General features: G+C 59.6%; 19 protein-coding genes. 13 read left to right on the top strand and 6 right to left on the bottom strand.

The genetic code is table 11. From position 1 onward, the window contains the following. Positions 1-213 precede the first annotated feature (213 nt). Both H8B20_RS19485 and aptA read right to left on the bottom strand, forming a co-directional pair. The gene (locus tag H8B20_RS19485) at positions 214-1707 is read right to left on the bottom strand and encodes a CoA-acylating methylmalonate-semialdehyde dehydrogenase (protein WP_115145860.1); all 1494 of its coding nucleotides are present in this window, start codon (positions 1705-1707) and stop codon (positions 214-216) included. A 76-nt stretch (positions 1708-1783) separates the two neighbouring features. Next, on the bottom strand, positions 1784-3133 hold the full coding sequence (gene aptA, locus H8B20_RS19480; protein WP_115145861.1) for an omega-aminotransferase AptA: 1350 nt from the start codon (positions 3131-3133) through the stop codon (positions 1784-1786). Positions 3134-3271: 138 nt separating this feature from the next. On the opposite strand from aptA, the gene H8B20_RS19475 reads away from it, so the two are divergent. The 7 genes from H8B20_RS19475 to H8B20_RS19445 all read left to right on the top strand — a co-directional run bounded on the left by H8B20_RS19475 (position 3272) and on the right by H8B20_RS19445 (position 11183). Beyond that, on the top strand, positions 3272-4192 hold the full coding sequence (locus H8B20_RS19475; RefSeq protein ID WP_047299651.1) for a LysR family transcriptional regulator: 921 nt from the start codon (positions 3272-3274) through the stop codon (positions 4190-4192). 121 nt (positions 4193-4313) lie between these two features. After that, positions 4314-5702 (top strand): uracil-xanthine permease family protein, encoded by a 1389-nt coding sequence (locus H8B20_RS19470; RefSeq protein ID WP_210624234.1) that lies wholly within the window; start codon positions 4314-4316, stop codon positions 5700-5702. Between the two features lie 88 nt (positions 5703-5790). Continuing rightward, the gene (locus H8B20_RS19465) at positions 5791-6441 is read left to right on the top strand and encodes a TetR/AcrR family transcriptional regulator (protein WP_150687495.1); all 651 of its coding nucleotides are present in this window, start codon (positions 5791-5793) and stop codon (positions 6439-6441) included. A gap of 7 nt (positions 6442-6448) precedes the next feature. Next, positions 6449-7030 (top strand): IMPACT family protein, encoded by a 582-nt coding sequence (locus H8B20_RS19460; protein ID WP_210624233.1) that lies wholly within the window; start codon positions 6449-6451, stop codon positions 7028-7030. A 559-nt stretch (positions 7031-7589) separates the two neighbouring features. Then, positions 7590-9137: an ABC transporter ATP-binding protein gene (locus H8B20_RS19455; RefSeq protein WP_210624232.1), complete on the top strand. Its 1548-nt coding sequence runs from the start codon at positions 7590-7592 to the stop codon at positions 9135-9137. 13 nt (positions 9138-9150) lie between these two features. Then, positions 9151-10257, top strand: a complete 1107-nt coding sequence (locus H8B20_RS19450; protein ID WP_047299646.1) for an ABC transporter permease — start codon at positions 9151-9153, stop codon at positions 10255-10257. Further along, positions 10257-11183, top strand: a complete 927-nt coding sequence (locus tag H8B20_RS19445; protein WP_210624231.1) for an ABC transporter permease — start codon at positions 10257-10259, stop codon at positions 11181-11183. Before H8B20_RS19450 ends, H8B20_RS19445 begins: the two co-directional genes overlap by 1 nt. A 73-nt stretch (positions 11184-11256) precedes the next feature. Here H8B20_RS19445 and H8B20_RS19440 read toward each other — a convergent pair whose 3' ends face one another. Beyond that, positions 11257-11691, bottom strand: coding sequence for a hypothetical protein (locus H8B20_RS19440; protein WP_210624239.1), 435 nt, complete (start codon positions 11689-11691; stop codon positions 11257-11259). Between the two features lie 84 nt (positions 11692-11775). Here H8B20_RS19440 and H8B20_RS19435 point away from each other — a divergent pair, with 84 nt between their 5' ends. The 3 genes from H8B20_RS19435 (at position 11776) to H8B20_RS19425 (ending at position 14448) form a co-directional block, all read left to right on the top strand. Next, positions 11776-12132 (top strand): MerR family transcriptional regulator, encoded by a 357-nt coding sequence (locus tag H8B20_RS19435; RefSeq protein WP_200616988.1) that lies wholly within the window; start codon positions 11776-11778, stop codon positions 12130-12132. A 17-nt stretch (positions 12133-12149) separates the two neighbouring features. Further along, entirely contained in the window at positions 12150-12836 is a 687-nt protein-coding gene (locus H8B20_RS19430) for an SDR family oxidoreductase (RefSeq protein ID WP_210624230.1), read from the top strand. A gap of 253 nt (positions 12837-13089) precedes the next feature. Continuing rightward, the gene (locus H8B20_RS19425) at positions 13090-14448 is read left to right on the top strand and encodes an 8-oxoguanine deaminase (RefSeq protein ID WP_115145867.1); all 1359 of its coding nucleotides are present in this window, start codon (positions 13090-13092) and stop codon (positions 14446-14448) included. 115 nt (positions 14449-14563) lie between these two features. Here H8B20_RS19425 and H8B20_RS19420 read toward each other — a convergent pair whose 3' ends face one another. Then, complete coding sequence (locus tag H8B20_RS19420) at positions 14564-15655, bottom strand: calcium:cation antiporter (protein WP_042557521.1); 1092 nt, start codon at positions 15653-15655, stop codon at positions 14564-14566. Between the two features lie 287 nt (positions 15656-15942). Between H8B20_RS19420 and H8B20_RS19415 the strand changes: the two genes are divergently transcribed. The 3 genes from H8B20_RS19415 (at position 15943) to H8B20_RS19405 (ending at position 19175) form a co-directional block, all read left to right on the top strand. Further along, positions 15943-17016, top strand: coding sequence for a BMP family ABC transporter substrate-binding protein (locus H8B20_RS19415; protein WP_210624229.1), 1074 nt, complete (start codon positions 15943-15945; stop codon positions 17014-17016). A 159-nt stretch (positions 17017-17175) separates the two neighbouring features. Further along, positions 17176-18141: a 2-oxoglutarate and iron-dependent oxygenase domain-containing protein gene (locus tag H8B20_RS19410; protein ID WP_210624228.1), complete on the top strand. Its 966-nt coding sequence runs from the start codon at positions 17176-17178 to the stop codon at positions 18139-18141. Between the two features lie 80 nt (positions 18142-18221). Then, positions 18222-19175 (top strand): adenosine deaminase, encoded by a 954-nt coding sequence (locus H8B20_RS19405; RefSeq protein WP_042557518.1) that lies wholly within the window; start codon positions 18222-18224, stop codon positions 19173-19175. 158 nt (positions 19176-19333) lie between these two features. Here the strand turns inward: H8B20_RS19405 and H8B20_RS19400 are convergent, their stop codons facing one another. Then, positions 19334-20065 (bottom strand): ArsR/SmtB family transcription factor, encoded by a 732-nt coding sequence (locus H8B20_RS19400; protein WP_047299637.1) that lies wholly within the window; start codon positions 20063-20065, stop codon positions 19334-19336. A gap of 316 nt (positions 20066-20381) precedes the next feature. Further along, positions 20382-21311: a LysR family transcriptional regulator gene (locus tag H8B20_RS19395; protein WP_210624227.1), complete on the bottom strand. Its 930-nt coding sequence runs from the start codon at positions 21309-21311 to the stop codon at positions 20382-20384. Between the last annotated feature and the right edge of the window lie 75 nt (positions 21312-21386).

The following is a 21386-nucleotide window of genomic DNA, read 5'->3' as shown; positions in this document are numbered from 1 at the left end:
CTTCGATGAACTGAAGCGACCCGCTCTCGAAACCTACTTAACTCATTGAATTTCAAGGAGTTTTCCGTTTCGACTGCGCCGGAAGTGGGGCGAATTATAGACGTCTGGAATCTGCCGTCAACCGCTATTTTCATAATTCTGTCATATCAGTCAAAAAAGCCCGAAAACGCAAAGGCCGACCTTAAAAGGTCGGCCTTCTGCATGCCCCTCTACTTATAAGCTAGGGAATGCGAACTGCGAAGCCTCATGGCTCGCACGCTGAGGCCAGCGCTGAGTGATCGCCTTGCGACGGGTATAGAAGCGAACACCATCCGGGCCGTAGGCATGCAGGTCGCCGAACAGCGAACGCTTCCAGCCGCCAAAGCTGTGGTAAGCCACCGGCACCGGCAGAGGAACGTTGACGCCAACCATGCCGACTTCGATCTCATCACAGAACAGACGCGCCGCTTCACCATCACGGGTGAAGATGCAGGTGCCGTTACCGTATTCGTGATCGTTGATCAGTTGCATAGCCTCTTCCAGGCTGTTGACGCGAACAACGCACAGCACCGGACCGAAGATCTCTTCTTTATAGATGCGCATCTCAGGGGTGACGTTGTCGAACAGGCAGCCACCCAGGAAGAAGCCTTCCTCATGCCCTGCCACGCTCAGACCACGACCGTCGACCACCAGAGTCGCGCCCGCCGCCACGCCGTCATCCACATAGCCACTGACCTTGTCGCGAGCCTGACCGGTAACGAGCGGCCCCATGTCCAGACCACATGAAGTCCCTGCACCGATTTTCAGCGCCTTGATCTGTGGAACCAGCTTGGCCACCAGCGCATCCGCAACCTGGTCGCCCACACAAACGGCTACCGAAATCGCCATGCAGCGCTCACCGCAGGAACCGTAAGCCGCGCCCATCAGTGCGCTGACCGCGTTGTCCAGATCTGCATCCGGCATCAGGACCGCATGATTCTTCGCGCCGCCCAGTGCCTGAACGCGTTTGCCGCGCTTGGTGCCTTCGGCGTAGATGTATTCCGCAATCGGCGTCGAACCGACGAAGCTCAGCGCTTTGACTTCCGGCGCTTCGATCAACGCGTCTACCGCAGTTTTGTCACCGTGTACCACGCTCATTACGCCTTTTGGCAGACCCGCTTCCAGCAGCAGCTGAGCGATCAGCAGCGTGGAGCTTGGATCACGCTCGGACGGTTTGAGGATGAAGCAGTTGCCGCAGACGATCGCCAGTGGATACATCCACAACGGCACCATGGCCGGGAAGTTGAACGGCGTGATACCGGCAACAATGCCCAGTGGCTGGAAGTCCGACCAGGCGTCGATGTTCGGGCCGACGTTGCGGCTGTACTCGCCCTTGAGGATTTCCGGGGCGGCGCAGGCGAACTCGACGTTCTCGATACCGCGCTTCAGCTCGCCGGCAGCGTCTTCCAGGGTCTTGCCGTGTTCTTCGCTGATCAATTGCGAGATGCGCGCCTCGTTCTGCTCCAGCAGTTGCTTGAAGCGGAACATCACCTGGGCACGTTTGGCCGGCGGCGTGTTGCGCCAGGCCGGGAACGCAGCCTTGGCGGCATCGATGGCTTTCTGGATGGTTTCGCGGGTGGCCAGTGGCAGCTTGTGGATCGCCTGGCCGGTAGACGGGTTGAATACATCAACCGCGCGACCGTTCTCGGTCACCAGTTCACCATTGATCAAATGCGGGATAACGCTCATCGAAAACTCCTGAATTTTTGTCCACAGACACCCGAGCGGGGTGCCTGTGTTTTGTAGGTATATATAGAAGGAAAAATCAGTCGAGCTTGTTCAGCACTTCGCCGACCGCGTCGAACAGACGATCCAGGTCTTGCGGCTTGCTGTTGAAGGTTGGGCCGAACTGCAGGGTGTCGCCGCCGAAGCGCACGTAGAACCCGGCTTTCCATAACGCCATGCCCGCTTCGAACGGACGCACGATGGCATCGCCATCACGACCGGCAATCTGAATCGCACCGGCCAGACCGTAGTTGCGGATGTCGATGACGTTCTTCGAGCCTTTCAGCCCGTGCAGCGCGTTCTCGAAATGCGGAGCGACTTCGGCGACGCTCTGCACCAGGTTTTCCTTTTGCAGCAGATCCAGTGCTGCCAGGCCAGCGGCGCAGGCCACCGGGTGCGCCGAGTAGGTGTAGCCGTGCGGGAATTCCACGGCGTATTCCGGGGTCGCCTGGTTCATGAAGGTCTGGTAGATCTCGGAGCTGGCAATCACCGCGCCCATCGGGATCGCGCCGTTGGTGATTTGTTTGGCGATGCACATCAGGTCCGGGGTGACGCCAAAGCTGTCGGAACCGAACATCGAGCCGGTGCGGCCGAAACCGGTGATCACTTCGTCGAAGACCAGCAGGATGTTGTGCTGATCACAGATTTCACGCAGACGTTTCAGGTAACCCTGCGGCGGCACCAATACACCGGCGGAACCGGCCATCGGCTCAACGAACACCGCGGCGATGTTCGATGCGTCGTGCAGTTCGATCAGCTTCAGTAACTCGTCGGCCAGAGCGATACCGCCCTGCTCCGGCATGCCGCGGGAGAACGCATTGCTCGCCAGCAACGTGTGCGGCAGGTGATCGACATCCATCATCGACTGGCCGAACAGCTTGCGGTTGCCGTTCACACCGCCGAGGCTGGTGCCGGCGATGTTCACGCCGTGATACCCCCGGGCACGACCGATCATTTTGGTCTTGGTCGCCTGACCTTTCAGGCGCCAGTAGGCACGGACCATTTTCACCGCCGTGTCGGCGCACTCGGAGCCGGAGTCGGTGAAGAACACGTGGTTCAGGTTGCCTGGGGTCAGGTCAGTGATTTTTTCGGCCAGTTGAAAGGACAAAGGGTGGCCGTACTGGAAGCCTGGCGAGTAATCGAGGGTGCCCAATTGTTTGGAGACCGCTTCCTGAATTTCCTTGCGGGTGTGTCCGGCGCCGCAGGTCCACAGACCCGACAGCGAGTCGTACACCTTGCGGCCTTTGTCATCGATGAGCCAACTGCCTTCTGCACCAACAATCAGGCGCGGATCGCGCTGAAAGTTACGGTTGGCGGTGTACGGCATCCAGTGCGCGTCCAGCTTCAGTTGGCTGGCCAGTGGCGACGGAGCGTTTTCGGGCATGTTCATCGGGCAAAACCTCGCAGGGCTTAAGCTTCAGGGAGATAAAAGTCGTTGTTGCAGCTAAATTGCCACGCGGATAAAGTCGGTGAAATCCAACTCTTCTAACCTTCAGTTAGACCATCACTAAACTTTGAGCAATTAAACATGAGCAGCCGACGCCCCGATCCGCTGGCCCAAGTCAGTGACTTTGATATTCGCCTGCTGCGGATCTTTCGCAGCGTGGTGGAATCCGGCGGCTTCTCGGCGGCGGAAACCGTGCTCGGCATCGGGCGCTCGGCGATCAGCCAGCAGATGAGCGATCTGGAGCAACGCCTCGGATTGCGTTTGTGTCAGCGTGGCCGCGCTGGATTCTCCCTGACCGAAGAAGGTCGCGAGGTCTATCAATCAGCCCTGCAGTTATTGAGTGCGCTGGAAAGTTTTCGCACCGAAGTCAACGGCCTGCACCAACACTTGCGTGGCGAGTTGATCATCGGCCTGACCGATAACCTGGTCACCCTGCCCCACATGCGCATCACCCACGCCCTCGCCCAATTGAAGGAGCGCGGGCCGGATGTGCAAATCCAGATCCGCATGATTGCGCCGAATGAAGTCGAACAAGGCGTGCTGGACGGTCGCCTGCATGTCGGCGTGGTGCCGCAGGCCAGTGCGCTTTCCGGGTTGGAATATCAACCGTTGTACAGCGAGCGCTCACTGCTTTATTGCGCGGTCGGTCATCCACTGTTTTATGTCGATGACAAACAACTCGATGACAAACGCCTTGATAGTCAGGACGCCATCGCCCCGACGTTTCGCTTGCCGGGGGAAATCCAGGCGCATTATCAGGCGCTCAACTGCACTGCCAGTGCCTCCGACCGTGAGGGCATGGCGTTTCTGATTCTGACCGGGCGCTACATTGGTTATCTGCCGGATCATTACGCCAGCCTTTGGGTACAGCAAGGGCGTTTACGCGCACTCAAGGCCGACACACGTTTTTATGATTTGAGTCTGGCATCGGTCACGCGCAAAGGCCGGCGCCCTCATTTGGTGCTGGAAAGCTTTCTGGAGAGTCTGGCGGCGACGCGTTAAACATTGCCCGCCGCCCAGCCACGTTAGGGCTTAGAGACAAAACCAAGCAATAACCTGAGCAAGTGGACAGCTTTTTGCAAAGCAGGATCAACCCCGATCCTTTAACAAGAAGCCCAACGCCATGCAGCCAGATTCCGAACCGTCCAGCGACTTGATCTACGGCCTCAACGACCGCCCGAAACCGCTGGCCGCAACCCTCGCCGCCCTGCAACACGTGCTTGCCAGTTTCGTCGGCATCATCACCCCACCGCTGGTGATCGGCTCGGCGCTTGGGCTGAACGCGCATTTGCCTTACCTGATCAGCATGGCGCTGATGGTGTCCGGGGTCGGCACGTTTATTCAGGCTCGCCGGCCGTTCGGTATCGGTGCGGGGATGATCTGCTTGCAAGGCACCAGTTTCGCCTTTCTCGGCGCGGTGCTGTCGGCCGGGTTTCTGGTCAAGCAGCGCGGCGGTAGCCCGGAAGACATTCTGGCGATGATCTTTGGCGTGTGCTTTTTCGGCGCGATTGTGCAGATCGTGCTCAGCCGTTTCATTGGTCAACTGCGCAGGGTGGTCACGCCGCTGGTGACCGGGATTGTCATCACACTGATCGGCATCAGCCTGATCAAGGTCGGCATCACCGATCTCGGCGGAGGCTTCAATGCCCCGGACTTCGGCGCGCCGGGCAATCTGGCGCTGGGCGTATTCGTGTTGCTGACGATCATTTTGCTCAACCGCTCGAACAAGCCGTGGGTGCGGCTGTCGGCAATCGTCATTGGTCTGCTGCTCGGGAGCCTCGCGGCGTGGTTCAGTGGGAAACTGGTCCCGCAGCCGTTGCCTGACTTGCCGCTGGTGAGTTTTCCTACACCGTTCAAGTTCGGATTCAGTTTTGACTGGACCGCTTTCCTGCCGGTCGCGCTGATCTATCTGATCAGCACCATCGAAACCGTCGGCGACCTCACCGCCAATTGCATGCTCGCCCGCCAACCCATCAGCGGCCCTTCTTATATAAGCCGCTTGCGCGGTGGTGTACTGGGTGATGGCGTGAGCTGCATGATCGCCGCAACGTTCAGCGCCTTCCCCAACACCACGTTTGCGCAGAACAACGGCGTGATTCAGCTGACCGGCGTTGCCAGCTGCTACGTTGGCCTTTACATCGGCGCGATCCTGTTTTGTCTCGGCCTGTTTCCAATGATTGGCGCGGTGCTGCAACAGATACCGAAACCAGTACTCGGCGGCGCCACTCTGGTTATGTTCGGTGCCGTCGCCGCTGCCGGTGTGCGCATCCTCGCGCAGTCGCCGCTGGATCGGCGCAGCATGCTGATCATCGCCACTTCGTTTGGCGTCGGCCTGGGCATCGCCGCACAACCGAACCTGCTGCACCTGCTACCCAAACTGGTGCAAAACCTGTTCGACTCGGCGATTACCAGCGGCGGGCTAACGGCAATCATCCTTTGCCTGCTGCTGCCGGAAGCCAAAACAGCACCCGCTGAAGTGCAAGTGCCGCTGAACAAGATCGAACAGGCGTAACGGTTTTATCGCCTGAGGACTTGTCGGATGCTTGTGGGTGCGCTATCAACGCAATTGGTTGCACCCACAGACAAACCCGGAAGTGCCTATGACCTTTGAAGTCCCCGCTCACGGCGGCAAGCCCGCCAGCCGCATTCGTCAGAAGAACGAAGAGACCATTCTCAAAGCCGCCGAAGACGAGTTCGCCCGCCACGGGTACAAAGGCACCAGCATGAACACCATCGCCCAGAATGCCGGGTTGCCCAAGGCTAACCTGCATTACTACTTCACCAACAAGTTGGGGCTGTACGTGGCGGTGCTGAGCAACATCATCGAGTTGTGGGACAGCACCTTCAACACCCTCACCGCCGAAGACGATCCGGCCGAAGCGCTGACCCGCTACATCCGCGCCAAAATGGAATACTCCCGTCGCCAGCCACAAGCCTCGCGAATCTTTGCGATGGAAGTGATCAGCGGCGGCGAATGCCTGAGCGAGTATTTCAACCAGGATTACCGCGCCTGGTTCCAGGGCCGCGCGGCGGTGTTTCAGGCGTGGATCGATGCCGGCAAAATGGACCCGGTCGACCCGGTGCACCTGATCTTCCTGTTGTGGGGCAGCACCCAGCATTACGCCGACTTCGCCACGCAGATCTGCCGCGTCAGCGGGCGCAGCAAGTTGACCAAGCAGGACATGGAAGACGCTGGCAACAACCTGATCCGCATCATTCTCAAAGGCTGCGGCCTCACTCCTTCTCTATAAGACGTTTATGCCTTTCACCCTCAGCGGTTTTTGCGAGTACCGCGAAGAGATTCGCAAAAGCCGCTTTATCACTTTCGCTGCCCCCATCAGCAGTCCCGCTGACGCGCAGGCGTTCTTCGAACAGCACAGCGACTTGAACGCCTCGCACAATTGCTGGGCGTGGAAACTCGGCGATCAATATCGCAGCAATGACGACGGCGAACCGGGCGGCACGGCCGGGCGACCGATTCTGGCAGCGATTGAAGCGCAGGATTGCGATCAGGTCGCGGTGCTGGTGATCCGCTGGTACGGCGGCATTCAACTGGGTACCGGCGGTTTGGCACGAGCCTATGGCGGTGGTGCGAACAAGTGCCTGCAAACGGCGGCGAAAGTCGAGTTGATCAGCCGCGCGCCCTTGCGTTGTGCCTGTGGCTTTGCCGAGTTGGCGTTAGTGAAGCTGCGGGTGGCGGATCTGGGCGGGTTGGTAGTTGAGGAGCAGTTCACCGCCAATGGTGTTGAGTTGGGGTTGGCGGTGGGTGAAGCGCAGATTGAATTGTTGCAGAGCCAATTGGCAGATTTGAGTCGCGGAAGGATTCTGCTGCAGCGTTAAAGCAAGATCAAAAGATCGTCAGAAGGCTGCGATCTTTTAGGGCATCCCCCGTTTTCCTTATTCCACGCAGTTGCCCACATCTGCTGTGCACCCGGCTGTGGATAACCTGAGCACATCCCGCTGTAACCCTTCTGTCATGCGGCTTTGCGCGATTTGTTCACTTTTCGCTCAATCACTCTGCGGACATGTATTTTTTTCGTAAAAACAATAAGTTAACCAGGTTTAGCACTATTGGAAGAAAGCACCACGGTGCTTATGCCCTTGATTCCATGTTGCGCACAAATACTGTGGAACAACCTGTGGATAAGCCGTTCATGACTGGCGCAGTTGCAGATTGCACATAGCTCCGACGCAGTTGCTCGTTTTTTGATCAATTGCCTGCGGGCAAAAGTGGAGCTTGATCAACGGCTTCGCCCCCAAGTGGTGCTCGTTGTTATTCCGAATTTACTGCAAGTGCTCTGCGACAGGCGCGGGGTATCGGTGTCTTCAGGTGTTCCTGACTCAATGGCCAGGAAATTGCTTTATCCACAGGCACAACTCCAAGCAAGTCGAGCCTGTCATGCCCATCGCCCCTCCTACTCCGCGCCTGCAACTGCGCCATATCAGCAAACGCTACCCCGGATGTCTGGCCAATGACGCTATTGATCTGAGCATTGCGCCCGGAGAAATCCATGCCTTGCTCGGTGAAAACGGCGCAGGCAAAAGCACGCTGATGAAGATCATCTACGGCGTCACTCAGGCCGACGCGGGCGAGATGCTCTGGCAAGGTCAGCGCGTGAACATGCGCAACCCGGCCCAGGCGCGACAGTTGGGGATCGGCATGGTCTTTCAAAATTTCTCGCTGTTCGAAACCCTCAGCGTGGCGCAGAACATTGCGCTGGCGATGGGTGCGGCAGCGGGTACGCCGAAACAGCTTGAACCGAAGATTCGCGAAGTCTCGCGGCGCTACGGCATGGCGCTGGAGCCTGAGCGACTTGTCCACAGCCTGTCGATTGGCGAGCGGCAACGGGTGGAAATCATTCGCTGCCTGATGCAAGACATCCGTCTGCTGATTCTCGATGAACCGACTTCGGTGCTGACGCCGCAGGAGGCCGACGATTTGTTCATCACCCTGCGCCGTCTCGCCGCGGAGGGTTGCAGCATTTTGTTTATCAGCCACAAGCTCGGAGAAGTTCGCGCCTTGTGCCACAGCGCAACGGTGTTGCGCGGCGGGCGAGTGGCCGGGCATTGCGTACCGGCCGAATGCTCGGATCAACAGTTGGCGCAGATGATGGTGGGCGAAGCGGCGGCGTTGATTGGCGACTATCCGAAGGTCAGCGGCGGCGCGGTATTTTTGCAGGTCCGCGGTTTGAGCTGGCATAACCCGGACCCGTTTGGCTGCTCACTGGCAGGCGTCGACTTGCAGGTGCGCAGCGGTGAAATCGTTGGCATCGCCGGGGTCGCGGGGAATGGTCAGGACGAATTGCTTGCCCTGCTCAGTGGGGAGCAAACGCTGTCACGGGTCGAGGCCGAAACGATTCGTTTCGGTCATCAGGCCGTTGCTGATTTACGCCCCGATGCGAGACGCAGACTCGGTCTGGCTTTCGTCCCGGCCGAACGCCTCGGCCATGGTGCGGTGCCAGAGCTGAGTCTGGCCGACAACGCGCTGCTGACAGCCTTTCAACAAGGGCTGGTGAGCAACGGTTTGATCGACCGCGGCAAAGTCGATGCCCTCGCCCAGCAAATCATTCAACGCTTCGGGGTAAAAACGCCGAATACGCAAACCGCCGCCCGCAGCCTGTCCGGCGGCAATCTACAGAAATTCATCCTCGGCCGGGAAATCCTCCAGCAACCTAAACTGCTGATCGCCGCGCACCCGACCTGGGGCGTGGATGTCGGCGCCGCCGCGACCATCCACCGCGCGTTGATCGCCTTGCGCGATGCCGGCGCGGCGATTCTGGTGATTTCCGAAGACCTCGATGAACTGTTCCAGATCAGCGACCGCCTCGGCGCCTTGTGCGGCGGCAAGCTGTCGGCGCTGCAAAACACCACGGACACGCAACTGAGTGACGTCGGCGGCTGGATGGCCGGTCAGTTCGATGCCCCTCAACAACACGCCACGGTTTAACGGAGTTTCAAACATGCTGCTTTCCCTCGAACCCCGTGGCCAGCAATCGCGCCTGATGCTTTGGTGCTCGCCGCTGTTGGCGGCGGCACTGACGCTTGGCTGCGGTTCGCTGCTGTTCATCGCCCTCGGTCATGATCCGCTGCAAACCTTGCATACGCTGCTGATCGCGCCGGTCAGCGACTTGTACGGTGTTTCGGAATTACTGGTCAAAGCCTTGCCGATTCTGCTCTGCGCACTGGGTCTGGCGGTGGCCTACCAAGCGCGAATCTGGAACATCGGCGCCGAAGGTCAATTGCTGCTTGGCGCGCTCGCCGGCAGTGCCTTGGCGGTGAATATCATCGACATGCAAAGCCGTTGGGCGCTGGTGCTGATTCTGCTGACCGGTACCCTCGCCGGCGCCGCATGGGCGGGGCTCACCGCATGGCTGCGCACACGCTTCAACGCCAACGAAATCCTCACCAGCATCATGCTCAATTACATCGCGCTGAACTTGCTGCTGTTCTGCGTACATGGGCCGCTGAAGGACCCCGCCGGTTTCAATTTTCCCGAGTCGGCAATGTTCGGCGACGCCAGCCGTTTGCCGCTGTTGCTGGAGGATGGCCGCGTGCATGCCGGGGTGTATTTCGCCCTGCTCGCGCTGGTCGCGGTGTGGGTGTTGTTGCAGAAAAGTTTTATCGGTTTCCAGATCAAAGTGCTCGGGCTGGACAAGCGTGCGGCAGGGTTCGTCGGCTTTCGCGAAAAGCGTTTGATCTGGCTTGCCCTACTGATCAGCGGCGGGCTCGCGGGGCTTGCAGGTGTCTGCGAAGTCACCGGCCCAATCGGTCAATTGGTGCCGCAAGTGTCACCGGGTTATGGCTATGCGGCGATCACCGTGGCGTTTCTTGGGCGGCTCAACCCCATCGGGATTCTGTTCTCCAGTCTGCTGATGGCGCTGCTGTACATCGGGGGCGAGAACGCGCAGATGACGCTCAATCTGCCGCAAGCGATCACGCAACTGTTTCAGGGAATGATGCTGTTTTTCCTGCTCGCCAGTGATGTGCTGATTCTCTATCGGCCACGCCTGAATCTGCGCTGGGCACGGCGCACACAGACCCCCACCGTAACCGCCGGAGCGCTGTGATGGATATCGATCTGCTGAGCAATATTTTCTTCGCGATGGTGCGTTGCGGCACACCGCTGCTGTTGGTGGCGCTGGGTGAACTGATCTGCGAGAAGAGCGGCGTGCTCAACCTCGGGCAGGAAGGGATGATGCTGTTTGGTGCGGTGATCGGTTTTATCGTCGCGCTCAACAGCGGCAACCTGTGGCTCGGCGTATTGCTGGCGATGCTCGCCGGAATGCTGCTGTCGTCGCTGTTTGCTTTGGTGGCGCTGGTGTTCAACGCCAATCAGGTAGCGACCGGGTTGGCCCTGACGATTTTTGGCGTGGGGTTGTCGACTTTCGTGGGGGCGGCCTGGGTCGGTAAACCATTGGCTGGATTCGAGCCGTTGGCGATTCCGTATCTGAGTGAAATCCCGCTGATCGGGCGGATGCTGTTCGCGCAGGATCTGCTGGTGTATCTGTCGTTCGGGCTGTTTGCGCTGGTGGCGTGGGTGATCATCAAAAGCCGTGTCGGGCTGATCATTCAAGCGGTCGGCGAGAACCCGGATGCGGCCAGTGCGATGGGCTTGCCGGTGTTGACCGTGCGTACCTTGGCGGTGCTTTTCGGCGGTGCGATGGCCGGGCTGGCCGGGGCGTATCTGTCGCTGGCGTACACGCCGATGTGGGCGGAAAACATGACGGCCGGGCGTGGCTGGATTGCCTTGGCGCTGGTGGTATTTGCCAGTTGGCGGGTGTGGCGGTTGTTGCTGGGCGCCTATCTGTTCGGCCTCGCCAGCATCCTGCACCTGGTGGCGCAGGGGTTGGGGCTGGCGATTCCGTCGAGCCTGCTGGCGATGCTGCCGTACGTGGCGACGATTGTGGTGCTGGTGTTGTTGTCGCGCGATGCACTGCGGACACGGTTGTATGCGCCGGTGTCGTTGGGGGAGCCGTGGCAGTCGGGGCATTAATGCGGTGATTTCACGGGCCTCATCGCTGGCAAGCCAGCTCCCACAAGGATCTCGGGTGTGAACGAGGTCCATGTCACACAACAGGAACCTGTGGGAGCTGGCTTGCCAGCGATGGGGCCCGAACAGGCAACACCTGAGCAACGCCCCACGCCAGTTCGAAGACCAGAAAAACTATCAAAACCGAACTGGCGCCATGGACCAGGGCATACCCCTGCCAAGCCGCAAACAGAAACCGCGCCACCGCGTCATAACGTCCATAAAGCGCCTGCGGATCACGAATCCGCAGCACCGCCCACACACTAACCACCGAGCCCAAAAGGTTCGCCATCAACATGTGCATCGGCGCGAAAGCCGGCAACTCACCGGGCAAATCCAGTGCCTGACCGAGCGCGGTCAAAACCCCATGCAACGCGGCAAAACTCCACGGCGTCACAAATGCAGCCGTGACGGTCAGGTCGTACCAGGCGCTGCCGCGCACCACGTTTCGATATTGTGTTGAAGTCCACATCGTCCATGCTCCAGAAATTTGAGGAGCAACCACGGTAAAGCCTGGAGTATGCTCCAGGGTCAAGCCCTCTTCAGAGCATCACAAATGCGCATCGGTGAATTGGCACAGGCCAGCGCAGTCAGTCGCGACACGCTGCGTTTCTATGAGCAACGCGGGTTGATCGCGGCGCAACGCAGTGCCAATGGTTATCGCGACTACCCGCCGGAAATGCTGCAACTGGTGCTCTACATCAGGACGGCGCAGCGTTTGGGTTTTACCCTCGGCGAGATCGGCGACAGCGTTGCCGCACTGTGGAACACGCCCGATCCGGAAAACGCTGTGGCGCAATTGCTGCGCGACAAGCTACAACTGATTGAAACCCGCATGAGCGAACTCGACGCGCTAAGGCATGAGCTGCAACTACGGCTCGGCCAGGCCTGTCCATTGAACCCTGAACGATAATTTTCAAGGAACCCATCATGTCCCAGGCAAAAAATGCACTGATTATCGGCGCCTCCCGTGGCTTGGGCCTCGGCTTGGTGAAGACCCTGCTGGGCGACGGCTGGCAAGTGACTGCCACCGTGCGTAATCCCTCGAACGTCGAGGCGCTGCAAGCGCTGGGCGACGTGCGGATCGAGAAGCTCGACATGGATGACCAGCAAGCGGTGATCGCCTTGAGCCAACAGTTGAAGGGTGAAACTTTCGACCTGCTGTTCGTCAATGCCGGGGTCAAAGGCCCGGCAGTACAGACCCCGGGCGGCGCGACCCTGGCGGAAGTCGGTCAGCTGTTTTTCACCAACGCGGTGGCGCCGATCAATCTGGCGCAACGCTTTGCCGGACAGATCCGCGATGGCAGCGGTGTGCTGGCGTTCATGAGCTCCGGGCTCGGCAGCGTGACGGTGCCGGATGCGCCGGAACTGGCGCTTTACAAGGCGAGCAAGGCTGCGCTGAACTCGATGACCAACAGTTTTGTCACGCAACTGGGCGAACAGAAACTGACCGTGCTGTCGCTGCATCCGGGTTGGGTGAAGACCGACATGGGCGGTGAAGGGGCTGACCTTGATGTGGACACCAGCACACGCGGTCTGATTGATCAGGTGAATGCGTTTACCGGCAAGGGCGGGCATCACTTCATCAACTACAAAGGCGAAACCATTCCCTGGTAAACGCACAAATCCTGTGGGAGCCGGGCTTGCCCGCGATGACGGAGTGCCAGTCGCCATATAAGGTGGCTGATCCGACGCATTCGCTGGCAAGACAGCTCCCACAGGGATGAACGGCGTCCTGTCGGGAGGGGCTTGCCCGGCGCAGTGATTTGTTTGAAACTGCGCACCTCGTCCATCGCGGCGAACCTGGATCAGCAGACAGGGCAACACTGAGCTGGCAACCCTGAACCCACTTTCAGAGGAGCCGGCGACAATGCCTGCGACCCGTACCTGGTTAAAAAACCCCCTCGCCATTTTCACCTCCAACGAGCTTGATGCCCGTGGCGGTCTGGTGCTGCAAGACGGCGTGATCGTCGAAGTGCTCGCCGCCGGTCAACAGCCGTCAGCGCCGTGCAATGAAGTGTTCGATGCCCGCGAGCATGTGATCCTGCCGGGCCTGATCAACACCCACCATCACTTCTATCAAACCCTCACTCGCGCCTGGGCGCCGGTGGTCAATCAGCCGTTGTTCCCGTGGCTGAAAACCCTGTACCCGGTGTGGGCACGTCTGACGCCGGAAAAACTCGCCCTCGCCACCAAAGTCGCTTTGGCCGAGTTGCTGCTGTCGGGTTGCACCACCGCTGCCGACCATCATTATCTGTTCCCGGACGGCCTGGAAAACGCCATCGATGTGCAAGTCGAAACCGTGCGTGAACTGGGCATGCGCGCCATGCTCACCCGTGGTTCGATGAGCCTCGGCGAGAAGGACGGCGGCCTGCCGCCGCAGCAGACCGTGCAAGAAGGCCAGGTGATTCTCGACGACAGTCAGCGCCTGATCCACGAGTATCACGAGCGAGGCGACGGTGCGCAAATCCAGATCGCTCTGGCACCGTGCTCGCCGTTTTCAGTGACCCCGGAAATCATGTCGGCCAGCGCCGAACTGGCGAATAAGCTCGACGTGCGCCTGCACACGCACCTGGCCGAAACCCTTGACGAAGAGGATTTCTGCCTGCAGCGTTTCGGCCTGCGCACCGTCGACTATCTGGACAGCGTCGGGTGGCTCGGCCCGCGCACCTGGCTGGCCCACGGCATCCACTTCAACCCGGACGAAATCGCCCGCCTCGGCCAGGCCGGCACCGGCATCTGTCATTGCCCAAGCTCGAACATGCGTCTGGCCTCGGGCATTTGCCCAAGCATCGATTTGACTGACGCCGGTGCGCTGTTCGGTCTGGGCGTGGATGGCTCGGCGTCCAACGATGCGTCGAACATGATCCTTGAAGCGCGTCAGGCGCTGTACATCCAGCGTCTGCGATACGGCGCCGAGAAAATCACCCCTGAGCGCGTGCTGGGCTGGGCGACCAAGGGGTCGGCGAGCCTGTTGGGCCGTACCGACATTGGTGAACTGGCGGTGGGCAAACAGGCTGATCTGGCATTGTTCAAGCTCGATGAACTGCGCTTCTCTGGCAGCCACGATCCGATTTCGGCGCTGCTGCTGTGCGGCGCAGATCGAGCGGATCGGGTGATGATTGGCGGCAAGTGGCGCGTGGTTGATGGCCAGGTCGAAGGACTGGATCTGAAAGGCCTGATCGCCGATCACAGCCAGGCTGCTCGCCAACTGATCGCCGGTACCTGATCCAACACAACCCTGTAGGAGCTGCCGAAGGCTGCGATCTTTTGATTCTGTTTTGAAAAACAAGATCAAAAGATCGCAGCCTTCGGCAGCTCCTACAGGGGGATTTTTTGGCCTTTTAGAGGCCTAGCAGGGACAGCATGATGAACGTCGCAAACAACACAAAGTGCGTCATGCCTTCAATGGCATTGGTCTCGCCGTCATTGAGATTGATCGCGCTGACGATCAATGTGAGAAAGATCATCACCGTCTGCACCGGGGTCATTGCCATCTGAAATGGCTGACCGGTGTACAGCGCCATCGCCTCCATCACCGGCACGGTGAGGATCACTGTCGACAATGACGCGCCCATCGCAATATTGACCACTGACTGCATGCGGTTGGCCAACGCCGCACGCAACGCGGTCAAAATCTCCGGCGCCGCTGAAATCGCCGCCACCAGAATCGCCGTGATCACCGGCGGTGCGCCCGTACCTTCCAGGCCCAGATCGAGGGTCTTGGACATCACCTCGGCCAATGCGCCGATCACCACAATGCCAAACACCAGAATGCCGATCGACAGGCCGATGCTCGGTGCTTTCGCCTGCGCGTCCTGCGGCTCTTTCTTGCGACGTTTGTCCGGGTAGCTGTAGCTGAAAAAGTAACTGTGCGGGCCGACCTGCATGCGCAGGAACAGCGCGTAAAGCACCACCATTGCACCGATAGTGAACGCCGAATAAATCTTCCAGTTGGCCTCGGGAATGAACTCCGGCACCACCATCGACACGCCCATCGCGGTGAGAATCATCACGCTGTAGCTGCGCGCGGAATCGTCGTTGTAGGACTGCTCGCCATGCTTGATCCCGCCCATCAACGCAGCGAGGCCGAGGATGCCGTTGATGTCGAGCATCACTGCCGAATAAATCGTGTCGCGCACCAGTGTGGGCGACGCTTCGTTGCTCATCATGATCGCCAGAATCACCACTTCCACCAGCACGGCGGCCAGCGTGAGGATCATCGTGCCGTAAGGGTCGCCGACCTTTTCGGCGAGCAATTCGGCGTGATGGGCGACGCGCATCGAAGCGGCGACGATGAACGCGATCAGCAGCAGACCGGCAGTCAGCGCGACGATCTGGCCGCTGTGCAGCATCCAGTGTTCCAACGGATAAGCGACGACTGCGGCGAGCAGGGCCAGCAGCAGAAAGCTTTCTTGCTTGAGGATTGAGAGCATGGCGGGCCTTTTTTGCCAAAGATTCGAATGAGCTACTGACTGCGGCGCGGCGCTAACGTTTCGTTACACATTAGCGCACCAAGCAATGGCGGGACTTTGCCTGATGCACTTTTATTGGCCTGACCGGCCCCTTCGCGAGCAGGCCCGCTCCCACCTTGGAATGCAATCCCCTGTGGGAGCGAGCCTGCTCGCGAAGGCTTTCACACGGTTTCAAACCAGTTTGTTGTCTTGTTGGTCAGCAATTTGCATTGCCCCTGACCACACACAACAAAATGGAGCTCTAATTCATGCAAATACGTCCGCTGCACAAACTGCTGTGCGCCGCCATTGGTCTGGGGATAAGCCTGAGCGCCAGCGCTGCCGATCCGCTGAAGGTTGGTTTCGTCTACATCGGCCCCATCGGTGACCACGGCTGGACGTATCAGCATGAGCAGGGGCGCAAGGCGCTGGCGGAGAAATTCGGCGCGCAGATCACCACAAACTATGTGGAAAACGTCGCCGAAGGTGCCGACGCCGAGCGGGTGATCCGCAACATGGCGAAGGACAAGTACGACCTGATCTTCACCACGTCCTTCGGCTACATGAACCCGACGCTTAAAGTCGCCAAACAATTTCCCAAGGTGACCTTCGAGCACGCCACCGGCTACAAGCAGGACAAGAACCTCGGCACCTATCTGGCGCGCACCTACGAGGGCCGTTACGTCGGTGGCTTCCTCGCGGCGAAGATGACCAAGACCAAAAAGATCGGCTACGTCGCCTCCTTCCCGATCCCGGAAGTGATCCGCGACATCAACGCCATTCAACTGGCCCTGAACAAGTACAACCCCGGCACCGAGATCAAAGTGGTGTGGGTCAACTCGTGGTTCGATCCAGGCAAGGAAGCCGATGCCGCCAACGCGCTGATCGATCAGGGTGTCGACGTGGTGTTCCAGCACACCGACAGCCCGGCACCGATTCAGGCTGCCGAACGCCGCGGTGTCTACGCGGTGGGTTACGCCTCCGACATGGCCCACTTCGGGCCGAAAGCGGTGCTGACCTCGATCGTCAACGACTGGGCGCCGCATTACATTCAGGCGACTCAAAGCGTGATCGATCACAGCTGGAAATCTCAGGATTACTGGGGCGGGCTGAAGCAAGGCACGGTTGAACTGCCGATCAGCGACCTGGTGCCAGCACCGGTCAAAGCCGAAGCCGAGCAGATCATTGCCGATATCAAGAGCGGTGCGTTGCAGCCGTTTACCGGGCCGATCAAGGATCAGGCCGGGGTCGAGAAAATCCCCGCTGGCGTGAGTGCGACCACGGCGGAACTGGCGTCGATGAACTATTACGTGGAAGGCATGAAGGCCGAGATGCCGAAGTAATCCTCCCAGAAACACCACCGAACCTGTGGGAGCTGGCTTGCCAGCGATGAGGCCATCACCTTCAACATCATTGTTGCCTGGGAGATTGCTATCGCTGGCAAGCCAGCTCCCACAGAGATCTCCGTTGCTTTTCAGTCTGAGTTTCTTCAGGACAAACGTATGAACAGCCTTCCCATCATCGACATCAGCCCGCTCTACACCGACAACCAAAACGCCTGGCCCGCCGTCGCCGAGCAAATCGACCAGGCGTGCCGCGAGTGGGGTTTCTTCTACATCAAGGGACATCCGATTTCCGCCCAGCGCATCGACGCCCTGCTCGATCACGCGCAGCGTTTTTTCGATCTGCCGGCGGCAGAGAAGCTCAAGATCGACATCACCCAGACCCGCCACCATCGCGGCTACGGCGCCATCGCCACCGAACAGCTCGACCCGAACAAACCCAGCGACCTCAAAGAAACCTTCGACATGGGTCTGCACCTGTCGGCGAACCATCCCGAAGTGCTGGCGGAAAAACCCTTGCGCGGGCCCAACCGCCATCCGGCAATTGCCGGTTGGGAGGCGCTGATGGAACAGCACTACCTCGACATGCAGGCCCTCGCGCAAACGCTGCTGCGCGCCATGACCCTTGCCCTGGACATCGAACGCGACTTTTTCGACAAGCGCTTTCTTGAACCCGTGAGTGTGCTGCGCATGATCCATTACCCGCCGCGTCACACCGCCAGTTCCGCCGAGCAGCAAGGCGCCGGGGCGCACACCGATTACGGCTGCATCACCCTGCTCTATCAGGACAGCGCCGGTGGCTTGCAAGTGAAGAACGTCAAAGGCGAATGGATCGACGCTCCACCGATTAACGGGACGTTTGTGGTCAACCTCGGCGACATGATGGCGCGCTGGAGCAATGACCGATATCGCTCGACACCGCACCGGGTGATCAGCCCGCTCGGAGTGGATCGCTACTCGATGCCGTTCTTTGCCGAGCCTCACCCGGACACCCGTATCGAGTGCCTGCCCGGTTGCCAGAGCGCAGAACACCCGGCGAAATATCCGACGACCACTTGTGCTGAATTCCTGCTGTCGCGCTTCGCCGATACCTACGCTTATCGACGGGAACAGGAAGCGGTGTGACGGATCGCTTGGTCAGGTTTTGCCAATTATTTCAGCAAGCATCTGTAGAATGCCGTCATTGCACCTGATGAGAAAAGAATATGTACGACTGGCTCAACGCCCTGCCCAAGGCCGAACTGCACCTGCATCTGGAAGGCTCGCTGGAGCCTGAGTTGCTGTTCGCTTTGGCCGAACGCAACAAGATCGCCCTGCCGTGGAACGACGTCGAAACACTGCGCAAGGCTTACGCCTTCAACAATCTGCAGGAATTCCTCGACCTGTATTACCAAGGCGCCGATGTGCTGCGCACCTCGCAGGATTTCTACGACCTGACCTGGGCCTACCTACTGCGCTGCAAGGCGCAAAACGTGATTCACACCGAACCGTTCTTCGACCCGCAGACCCACACCGACCGTGGCATCCCGTTCGAAGTGGTGCTCAACGGCATCGCCGCCGCGTTGAAGGATGGCGAGCAGCAACTGGGCATCACCAGCGGTTTGATCCTCAGCTTCCTGCGCCACTTGAGCGAAGAAGAAGCCGAGAAAACCCTCGATCAGGCGCTGCCGTTCCGTGACGCGTTTGTCGCCGTAGGTCTGGACAGCTCCGAGATGGGCCATCCGCCAAGCAAGTTCCAGCGCGTGTTCGACCGTGCCCGTCACGAAGGCTTCCTGACCGTCGCCCACGCCGGTGAAGAAGGCCCGCCGGAATACATCTGGGAAGCCATCGACCTGCTGAAAATCCAACGCATCGACCACGGCGTACGAGCCATCGAAGACGAGCGCCTGATGCAGCGGATCATCGACGAGCAGATCCCGCTGACCGTGTGCCCGCTGTCGAACACCAAACTCTGCGTGTTCGATCACATGTCGCAGCACAACATCCTCGACATGCTTGAGCGTGGCGTTAAGGTGACGGTCAACTCCGATGACCCTGCGTACTTCGGTGGTTACGTGACCGAGAACTTCCATGCGCTGTACGAACACTTGGGCATGACCCAGGATCAGGCCAAACGCCTGGCGCAGAACAGCCTGGATGCACGGCTCGTAAAACCTTAAGAGCAATACAAAAACTGTGGGAGCGGGCTTGCCCGCGATGAGGTTATCAATTCCAACATCATTGTTGACTGACAGACCGCTATCGCATGCAAGCCCGCTCCCACAGGTACAGTGTTAGCTGATGGATTGCGGCTCAGGCAGCAATTTCACAGGCTCTGCTACGCCAGTTCCAGCTCTGTTTCCTTGGCGAATCGATGCAGCTCCCGCTGGCCAAGGGCGGTCAGTTGCAACGCTCTGGAGTCATGGGGCAAGGTCAGCCAACCGGACTGCATGAACAACTGCAGCAACGCCGCGCCGAGTGAACCGCCCATGTGCGGACGACGCTCGCTCCAGTCCGGGCAGGCACAGGCCACCTGCACGTTGCGATGGGCCAGCGCCTGGATGAACACGCCACGGCCGGCCAACTTGCTCGCGCCTTTATGGGTCACCACCACGCGTTGCTCAAGCTGTTCGATCCAGCCGGCGTCGAGCAGGCGTTGATACAGATCAGCCGCCAGCGTGCCGCCCAAATGGTCATCACAGAAACGAGCGCGCAGCAGTGAAGACGGCGCCGCCGCTACCTTGGCCATCGGCGTATTGCGTTTGAACACCTCGGCGACTTCTCGCGGGGCACTGGCGATGGTGGCGCTGGCCAACGCTTCGATCGCAGCGCCCACCTCCGGCGCCGAGAGGCGGAAAAACCGTTTACGCCCCCGGACTTCGACCTTCAACAGACCGCCAGTGGACAACCGTGCCAGATGCGCACTGGCCGACGACGGCGACAGCCCTGCCAGTAGCGCAAGCTCCTCGGTCTGCCGGGCCGAGCCATCCATCAACGCCCACATCATCGCGCTGCGCTTGGGGTCGGCCAGCAACGTGGCGATCTGGCTGATGCAAGGTGCATGTTCCATGTATTCACTCCCTGTGGAATCGTATCGTCTACTGCTCGGAGACATCTTGACCAGTAATGAGCCAGCGGCCAAGACGCGAAAAACGCCCTGAGCCGGGGCAAGGCAGGCCATTGGCACAACATGTTCCGGCACCGAACCCGCAACCGCAGCAGTACCCGAAGTTAAACAGGGCAGCTCAGCATTGATGGCGTTCGGGCCGGGTTTCGGTACTGGCGTGAGGCGGGCGCTAGTATAAGCGGGATGCACGCGCCGTCCCGCGCTGCGGACTGCACGGGTGGTGATTGTTCCTGACAGAAATTTCTCTATTTACCTGCGACTAATGATCAACTTTCGAGAAAGCGGGAAATTGACTACTGAGATCAGCGCATCGGCTGGCGAGCATCTCCTTTAAAAGGTTCACAGGCTTACTCAATTGTGCGCGATGGGCGCACAACAAATTCAGCGGAGCGCGTTCACACAGCAGCTCCGGCAACAACACTTTGAGGCGCCCGGCGAGAACATCGGCGCCCACGTCCAGCCAGGATTTATAGGCAATCCCGGCACCTGCCACGGCCCACAGACGCACCACGTCGGCGTCGTCACTGAAGCGGTCGCCCGTGACAGTAAGGCTGACTTCGCGCTTGCCGTCAGTGAAGCTCCAGTGGTCATGAACCCGACTGCCGAGCATGAATAACAGGCAATTGTGCTGGGCCAGTTGTTCGAGTTGCCGCGGTTCGCCGTGCCGCGCCAGATATGCCGGTGACGCGCACAACACGCGGCGGTTGTGCGGCGCGATCGGCAAGGCAATCAGGCTGGAATCTTCCGGTTCGCCATACCGCAGGGCAATGTCCACCGGTTGGCGAAACAGGTCGGCAATGCGGTCGCCGAGCAGCAAGCGTACGGTCAGTTTCGGGTGCTCGCGCTGGAACTCGTCGAGCCACGGCAACAACAGGTTGCGGCCAAAGTCCGAAGGCGCCGACAGCTGCAAGACCCCGCTGACCTGATCCTGCCCGCTGGCCAGCAAACGTCGCCCCTCATCGAGATTGCTCAACGCCGCCCGAGCGTATTCGAGGAAGCCCTCGCCCTCGGCCGTCAGGCGCAAGCTGCGCGTAGACCGGGCGAGCAGACGCGCACCGAGTTGCTGTTCGATCCGTTTCAGCGCCGCGCTGGCCACTGCCGCAGACATGTCCATCACCCGCGCCGCCGCCGACAAACTGCCCAGATCCGCTGCCCGGACGAACAATTGCAAGTCATCGAAACGCAGCATGTCAGCCTCGATTATCAAAAAAACATTGAAAGAGACTGCTGTTTTAGCCGGTTTTATCTCGCAGAGAAATAGCTA

It is taken from the genome of Pseudomonas sp. P42 (assembly GCF_017973755.1).
GTDB lineage: Bacteria > Pseudomonadota > Gammaproteobacteria > Pseudomonadales > Pseudomonadaceae > Aquipseudomonas > Aquipseudomonas iridis.
Note: the sequence above shows the minus strand (reverse complement) of the source record. Positions and strands in the feature narration are given on the sequence as shown.

Excerpts from the sequence above, each read along its gene's own strand:
- H8B20_RS19415 (WP_210624229.1), top strand. The coding sequence starts at position 15,943 with ATGCAAATACGTCCGCTGCACAAACTGCTGTGCGCCGCCATTGGTCTG.
- H8B20_RS19475 (WP_047299651.1), top strand. The coding sequence starts at position 3,272 with ATGAGCAGCCGACGCCCCGATCCGCTGGCCCAAGTCAGTGACTTTGAT.
- H8B20_RS19460 (WP_210624233.1), top strand. The coding sequence starts at position 6,449 with ATGCCTTTCACCCTCAGCGGTTTTTGCGAGTACCGCGAAGAGATTCGC.
- H8B20_RS19425 (WP_115145867.1), top strand. The coding sequence starts at position 13,090 with ATGCCTGCGACCCGTACCTGGTTAAAAAACCCCCTCGCCATTTTCACC.
- H8B20_RS19420 (WP_042557521.1), bottom strand. The coding sequence starts at position 15,655 with ATGCTCTCAATCCTCAAGCAAGAAAGCTTTCTGCTGCTGGCCCTGCTC.
- H8B20_RS19485 (WP_115145860.1), bottom strand. The coding sequence starts at position 1,707 with ATGAGCGTTATCCCGCATTTGATCAATGGTGAACTGGTGACCGAGAAC.
- H8B20_RS19405 (WP_042557518.1), top strand. The coding sequence starts at position 18,222 with ATGTACGACTGGCTCAACGCCCTGCCCAAGGCCGAACTGCACCTGCAT.
- H8B20_RS19450 (WP_047299646.1), top strand. The coding sequence starts at position 9,151 with ATGCTGCTTTCCCTCGAACCCCGTGGCCAGCAATCGCGCCTGATGCTT.
- H8B20_RS19455 (WP_210624232.1), top strand. The coding sequence starts at position 7,590 with ATGCCCATCGCCCCTCCTACTCCGCGCCTGCAACTGCGCCATATCAGC.
- H8B20_RS19410 (WP_210624228.1), top strand. The coding sequence starts at position 17,176 with ATGAACAGCCTTCCCATCATCGACATCAGCCCGCTCTACACCGACAAC.
- H8B20_RS19440 (WP_210624239.1), bottom strand. The coding sequence starts at position 11,691 with ATGTGGACTTCAACACAATATCGAAACGTGGTGCGCGGCAGCGCCTGG.
- H8B20_RS19395 (WP_210624227.1), bottom strand. The coding sequence starts at position 21,311 with ATGCTGCGTTTCGATGACTTGCAATTGTTCGTCCGGGCAGCGGATCTG.
- H8B20_RS19465 (WP_150687495.1), top strand. The coding sequence starts at position 5,791 with ATGACCTTTGAAGTCCCCGCTCACGGCGGCAAGCCCGCCAGCCGCATT.
- H8B20_RS19430 (WP_210624230.1), top strand. The coding sequence starts at position 12,150 with ATGTCCCAGGCAAAAAATGCACTGATTATCGGCGCCTCCCGTGGCTTG.
- H8B20_RS19470 (WP_210624234.1), top strand. The coding sequence starts at position 4,314 with ATGCAGCCAGATTCCGAACCGTCCAGCGACTTGATCTACGGCCTCAAC.
- H8B20_RS19435 (WP_200616988.1), top strand. The coding sequence starts at position 11,776 with ATGCGCATCGGTGAATTGGCACAGGCCAGCGCAGTCAGTCGCGACACG.
- H8B20_RS19445 (WP_210624231.1), top strand. The coding sequence starts at position 10,257 with ATGGATATCGATCTGCTGAGCAATATTTTCTTCGCGATGGTGCGTTGC.
- aptA (WP_115145861.1), bottom strand. The coding sequence starts at position 3,133 with ATGAACATGCCCGAAAACGCTCCGTCGCCACTGGCCAGCCAACTGAAG.
- H8B20_RS19400 (WP_047299637.1), bottom strand. The coding sequence starts at position 20,065 with ATGGAACATGCACCTTGCATCAGCCAGATCGCCACGTTGCTGGCCGAC.